At 67.5% G+C, this 5269-nt stretch carries 6 protein-coding genes; 5 read left to right on the forward strand and 1 reads right to left on the reverse strand.

All coding sequences use genetic code 11. The features are described 5' to 3' along the window. Positions 1-66 precede the first annotated feature (66 nt). On the reverse strand, positions 67-1269 hold the full coding sequence (locus tag SB4_RS17110; RefSeq protein WP_058753548.1) for a PQQ-dependent sugar dehydrogenase: 1203 nt from the start codon (positions 1267-1269) through the stop codon (positions 67-69). 172 nt (positions 1270-1441) lie between these two features. On the opposite strand from SB4_RS17110, the gene rimP reads away from it, so the two are divergent. The 5 genes from rimP to SB4_RS17135 form a co-directional block, all read left to right on the forward strand. Further along, positions 1442-2020: a ribosome maturation protein RimP gene (gene rimP / locus SB4_RS17115; protein ID WP_058753549.1), complete on the forward strand. Its 579-nt coding sequence runs from the start codon at positions 1442-1444 to the stop codon at positions 2018-2020. Next, positions 2020-3636 carry a transcription termination factor NusA gene (nusA, locus tag SB4_RS17120; RefSeq protein ID WP_058734965.1) on the forward strand — a complete coding sequence of 539 codons (1617 nt, stop codon included), beginning with the start codon at positions 2020-2022 and terminating at the stop codon, positions 3634-3636. Before rimP ends, nusA begins: the two co-directional genes overlap by 1 nt. After that, positions 3636-3872, forward strand: coding sequence for a tautomerase family protein (locus tag SB4_RS17125; RefSeq protein ID WP_058718250.1), 237 nt, complete (start codon positions 3636-3638; stop codon positions 3870-3872). The genes nusA and SB4_RS17125 overlap by 1 nt, the downstream gene beginning before the upstream one ends. Next, positions 3853-4656, forward strand: a complete 804-nt coding sequence (locus tag SB4_RS17130; RefSeq protein ID WP_420893902.1) for a DUF448 domain-containing protein — start codon at positions 3853-3855, stop codon at positions 4654-4656. The genes SB4_RS17125 and SB4_RS17130 overlap by 20 nt, the downstream gene beginning before the upstream one ends. Continuing rightward, on the forward strand, positions 4653-5269 hold a 617-nt coding region (locus SB4_RS17135; protein WP_241488670.1), incomplete at its 3' end, for a translation initiation factor IF-2 associated domain-containing protein. The genes SB4_RS17130 and SB4_RS17135, both read left to right, overlap by 4 nt.

Below are 5269 nucleotides of genomic sequence, written 5' to 3' on the forward strand. Positions count from 1 at the left end.
GGCCCCTCGCCGCCCCGACACATTGGTCCTATTTTCCGGGGCTTATGTCGGGGCGGCGAGGGGCCGTCAGGCCGGAGTTAGCTTGATCAACCGCCCCTGAGAATCGCCGCCATCCTCCAGCACATAGATCGCGCCGTCCGGCCCCTGCTCGACCTCGCGGATGCGGGCACCCATGTCCCATTGGTCGCCCTTGGTGGCGCTGGTGCCATTCAGGTCGACGCGGATCAGCGCTTTGCTCGACAGGCCGCCGATAAAGGCGTCGCCGCGCCACTGGGGGAAGAGCGAGCCCGAATAGATCATCAGCCCGCCCGGCGAGATGACCGGATTCCACCAGACCTTGGGCGCTTCGTAACCGTCACCCGCGCGGTGGTCGGGAATGTCGCTGCCATCATAGTTCGACCCGTTGGATGCGTTGGGCCAGCCATAGTTGCGCCCCGGCAGGATCAGGTTCAGCTCATCGCCGCCCTTGGGCCCCATTTCCTGCTGCCACAAATTGCCTGCGCCATCGAAGGCGATGCCCAGAAGGTTGCGATGGCCATAGGACCAGATGGCGGGGTCGAAGCCTTGCGCGGCCAGCGGATTGCCCGCAGCGGCCTTGCCGTCCGGGGTCAGGCGCAGCACCTTGCCGAGCGTCGCCTTGGGGTCTTGCGCGGGCGTGAACTTCTGGCGGTCGCCCGCGGTGAAGAACAGATACTGGCCGTCGGGCGAGAAGGCGATGCGGCCCGAATAATGACCGTCGCCGGTAACGGCGGGGCTGGCGCCCCAGAGTGTCTCGATACCCGTCAGCTGCGCGGTGCCGTTCGCCTCCTGCAGGCGACCACGCGCCAGCACGACATGTTTGCCGCCGTCGGTCGCGGCCGAATAGCTGAAATAGACCCGGCCGCTCTGCGCGAAGTCGGGGGCGAGGACCACGTCCATCAGGCCGCCCTGGCCCGCCGAATCGACCGCGATCCGCGCGATCGTCTGCCTGGACTGCCCGTCCGTGCTGACCAGCAGCATCCGCCCGTCCTTCTCGGTCACCAGCATCCGCCGGTCGGGCAGGAAGGTCATCGCCCAAGGCGCGTCGAAATCGGCGATGACGGTCCGGCCGAAGGGCTGGCCGTCGACCACCGTCGCAGGCGGGGTGGCGGAGGCCGAGGGCGTCGGTGTGGGCGTGCCGCCCGGCGCGACGGTGACCGGCGGCGTATTGCCCGTCTCGTCAGGTGCAGGCCCATTTCCGGAACAAGCGATCAGCGCCATCGGCAAGGCGGCGAGCAACGACAGTTTCATGATATACTCTCCCGGCGAACCCTGACGGCCCGATGGGCCGCCAACGCCCCAGCATGGATGCTTGTTTCATCCGGGTGAAGCGTGTATAGACTGCGCCATTCTCTTACATCGTCGGGTGAAAGAGGCTGCGGGACGGGTTCCGCGGCACCGATCCGGCACATCTGGAGCTTTCATGGCGGACATCGCCCTTCTGACGCAACTCATCGAACCCGAGGCCAAGGCGCTTGGCTTCGAGCTCGTGCGCGTGAAGATGTATGGCGGCACGTCGGACCCCACGCTGCAGGTGATGGCCGAGCGTCCCGATACGCGCCAGCTCAACATCGACGACTGCGCCGACCTGTCGCGCCGCATCTCGGACGTGATGGACGCGTTGGAGGCCGAGGGCCGCGACCCGATCGACCATGCGTACCGGCTGGAAGTGTCGTCGCCCGGCATCGACCGCCCGCTGACCCGGCTTAAGGACTTCGCCGACTGGGCGGGGCACGAGGCGCGGATCACGCTCGCCGAGAAGCTCAACGGTCGCAAGCAGTTCAAGGGCGATCTCGCCGGGGTCGAGGGCGACAATGTCGTCATCGTCGATGGCGAGGAGGTTCGCCACGAACTGCCCTTCACCGCGATCGAGGACGCCAAGCTCGTCATGACCGACCGGCTGATCGCCGCGACGGTGCCGCTGTCCCTCGATGGCGCGGAAGAAGTTTATTATCAGGATGCGCCCGAACAGGACGGCGCCACCACGGAAGGACGGCACTGATGGCTACCGCCATTTCCGCCAACAAGGCGGAACTGATCGCGATCGCGAATGCGGTCGCCTCGGAAAAGATGATCGACAAGGGCATCGTCATCGAGGCGATGGAGGACGCGATCCAGCGCGCCGCCCGCGCCCGCTACGGTGCCGAGAACGACATCCGCGCGAAGCTCGATCCGAACTCGGGCGACTTGCGTCTGTGGCGCGTCGTCGAGGTGGTCGAGCAGGTCGACGATTATTACAAGCAGATCGACCTGAAGGGTGCCGAGAAGCTGCAAAAGGGCGCCGCGATCGGCGACTTCATCGTCGACCCGCTGCCCCCGATCGAATTCGGCCGCATCGCCGCGCAGGCGGCCAAGCAGGTCATCTTCCAGAAGGTCCGCGACGCCGAGCGCGATCGTCAGTATGACGAGTTCAAGGACCGCCAGGGCGAGATCATCACCGGCGTCGTCAAGCGCGTCGAGTTCGGTCACATCGTCGTCGACCTGGGCCGCGCCGAGGGCGTGATCCGTCGCGACCAGCAGATCCCGCGCGAAGTCGTCCGCGTGAACGACCGCATCCGCTCGCTGATCCTGAACGTCCGCCGCGAGAACCGTGGCCCGCAGATCTTCCTGAGCCGTGCGCACCCCGACTTCATGAAGAAGCTGTTCGCGCAGGAAGTGCCCGAAATCTATGACGGCATCATCGAGATCAAGGCCGCCGCACGCGATCCGGGCAGCCGCGCCAAGATCGGCGTCATCAGCCACGACTCGTCGATCGATCCGGTCGGCGCCTGCGTCGGCATGAAGGGCAGCCGCGTTCAGGCCGTCGTGCAGGAAATGCAGGGCGAGAAGATCGACATCATCCCCTGGTCGCCCGACACCGCGACCTTCGTGGTGAACGCGCTCCAGCCCGCGAATGTCAGCCGCGTCGTGATCGACGAGGAAGAGGACCGTATCGAGGTCGTCGTCCCCGACGACCAGCTCAGCCTCGCCATCGGCCGTCGCGGCCAGAATGTCCGCCTGGCCAGCCAGCTGACCGCCAAGGCGATCGACATCTTGACCGAGGCCGACGCCTCTGAGAAGCGCCAGAAGGAGTTCGTCGCGAATTCCGAGCTGTTCCAGAACGAGCTGGACGTGGACGAGACGCTGGCCCAGCTGCTGGTCGCCGAGGGCTTCGGCGCGCTGGAAGAAGTCGCCTATGTCGAGCTCGACGAGCTGGCCGCGATCGAGGGATTCGACGAGGACCTGGCGCAGGAGCTGCAGAGCCGTGCGCAGGAAGCGCTGGACCGCCGCGAGCAGGCTGCGCGTGACGAGCGTCGTGCCCTGGGCGTCGACGACGCGCTGGCCGAGATGCCGTATCTGACCGAGGCGATGCTGGTCACGCTGGGCAAGGCGGGCGTGAAGACGCTCGACGACCTGGCCGATCTCGCGACCGACGAACTGGTCGAGAAGAAGCGCGCCGAGCCGCGTCGTCGTGGTGACGATACCCCGCGTGCGGCCCCCAAGGGCGGCATCCTGGCCGAATATGGCCTGAGCGACGAGCAGGGTAACGAGATCATCATGGCCGCGCGCGCACACTGGTTCGCCGATGAGGAAGAGCCAGCCACGGACGAAGCGCAGGCGGAGGGCGACGAAGCCTGATGCCGTTCGTCTCGATCCGTCTGGCGGGCACCGCCTCCAAGCAGCAAAAGGCCGAGATCGTCGCCGACGTGACTCGTTCGCTGGTGGAGCGGCTGGGCAAGAACCCGGCCGCCGTCCAGATCGTGATCGAGGAGGTTTCGACCGAAAATTACGGGGCAGGCGGTCAGCTGATCGCCGACCGTGACGCGCCTACCACCACACCCCCGGGAGACGCGCATGCGGAACCGGGACAATGAGCGCGGTGGCGTAAACAGCGCTCCGGCCAGGAAGGGCCGGAGCCCCAGAGAATCGGCGAAGGCCGCCCGCGACTCGATCGACGGGCCGGTCCGCCGCTGCATCCTGTCGGGCGAGCATGACGCGCGCCCGCACCTGATCCGTCTGGCGCTCGCGCCCGACGGGCGGGTGCTGCCCGATGTCCGCGCGAAGGCGCCGGGCCGGGGCGGCTGGATTGGCGTGACTCGCGGCGAGCTGGAAACGGCCATCGCCAAGGGCAAGTTGAAGGGAGCATTGGCGCGCGCGTTCAAGACGGGCGAGTTCACCATCCCCGACGACCTGCCCGACCTGATCACCACCGCGCTGGAGCGCAACGCGCTCGACCGGCTGGGTCTCGAGTCGCGTTCGGGCATGCTCTTGACCGGATCGGACAAGATCGCGACGGCGGCACGCTCGGGTCAACTGCATGCGCTCTATCATGCGTCCGATGCGGGCGATGATGGCTGTCGCAAGCTGGCGCAGGCGTGGCGCGTGGGGTCGGACCGTGAAGGTTCCGATCTCAAGGGGTTGGCACTGCCCGCCACACGCCCCATATTGTCAATGGCGTTGGGCCGCGAAAATGTGGTACACATCGGCCTGACAGATCGTAACGCGGCAAAGCGGGTGAGCGAGGCGCTCGACCGCTGGCTGCATTTTATCGGACCCGACCCTGTGGCAACGCCTTGCGAAACGGCCTCGCAAGGCGCATCGGCGTCCGACATTACCGGTGACCGAACGGCCGTGACCGTACACGAGGATTTTGAGTGAGCGAGACCGACAACGACAAGCCGAAACTCGGAATGCGCCAGCCCCTGGGGCTGAAGCGCACGGTCGAGACCGGCAAGGTGAAGCAGAGCTTCAGCCACGGCCGCTCGAACACCGTGATCGTCGAGACGAAGCGCCGTCGCGTCCTGGGCCCGCAGGGTGGAGCGCCGGAAGCGGCCGCCCCTGCGCCGACCCCGACTCCGGTGGCGGCACCTGCGCCCGCACCGGCCGCCCCGCCGCGCCCCGTGCCGTCGAACGAGACGGCGCAGGAGCGTCAGGCCCGTCTGCTGCGCGAGGCCGAGGAACAGCGCCTCGCCATGCAGGAAGAGATTCGTCGCCGCGAGGACGCCGAGCGTCAGCAGCGCGCCGAGGACGAGCGTGCCCGTGCCGAAGAGCGTGCCCGTGCCGAGGCGGAAGCCAAGGCCGCGCCTGCTCCCGCCCCGGAACCGACGCCCGCTCCTGCTCCGGCCCCCGAGCCCGTTGCGGAAGCGCCGAGCGCGGCTCCGAGCGAGCCGGTCGTCGCGGCCCCGACCATTTCGGTCCAGGCACGTCCCTTCCGCCCGGTCGAGCGTCCGGTGATCCCGGTGCCCGAGCCCAAGGTGGAAGAGCCCAAGGT

Source organism: Sphingomonas sanguinis, from assembly GCF_001476905.1.
In the GTDB taxonomy this organism is placed as follows: Bacteria; Pseudomonadota; Alphaproteobacteria; order Sphingomonadales; family Sphingomonadaceae; genus Sphingomonas; species Sphingomonas sanguinis_B.

What these genes read in the sequence shown, in the direction of transcription:
- SB4_RS17110 (WP_058753548.1), bottom strand. Translation starts at nt 1,269, where the DNA reads ATGAAACTGTCGTTGCTCGCCGCCTTGCCGATGGCGCTGATCGCTTGT.
- rimP (WP_058753549.1), top strand. Translation starts at nt 1,442, where the DNA reads ATGGCGGACATCGCCCTTCTGACGCAACTCATCGAACCCGAGGCCAAG.
- SB4_RS17125 (WP_058718250.1), top strand. Translation starts at nt 3,636, where the DNA reads ATGCCGTTCGTCTCGATCCGTCTGGCGGGCACCGCCTCCAAGCAGCAA.
- nusA (WP_058734965.1), top strand. Translation starts at nt 2,020, where the DNA reads ATGGCTACCGCCATTTCCGCCAACAAGGCGGAACTGATCGCGATCGCG.
- SB4_RS17130 (WP_420893902.1), top strand. Translation starts at nt 3,853, where the DNA reads ATGCGGAACCGGGACAATGAGCGCGGTGGCGTAAACAGCGCTCCGGCC.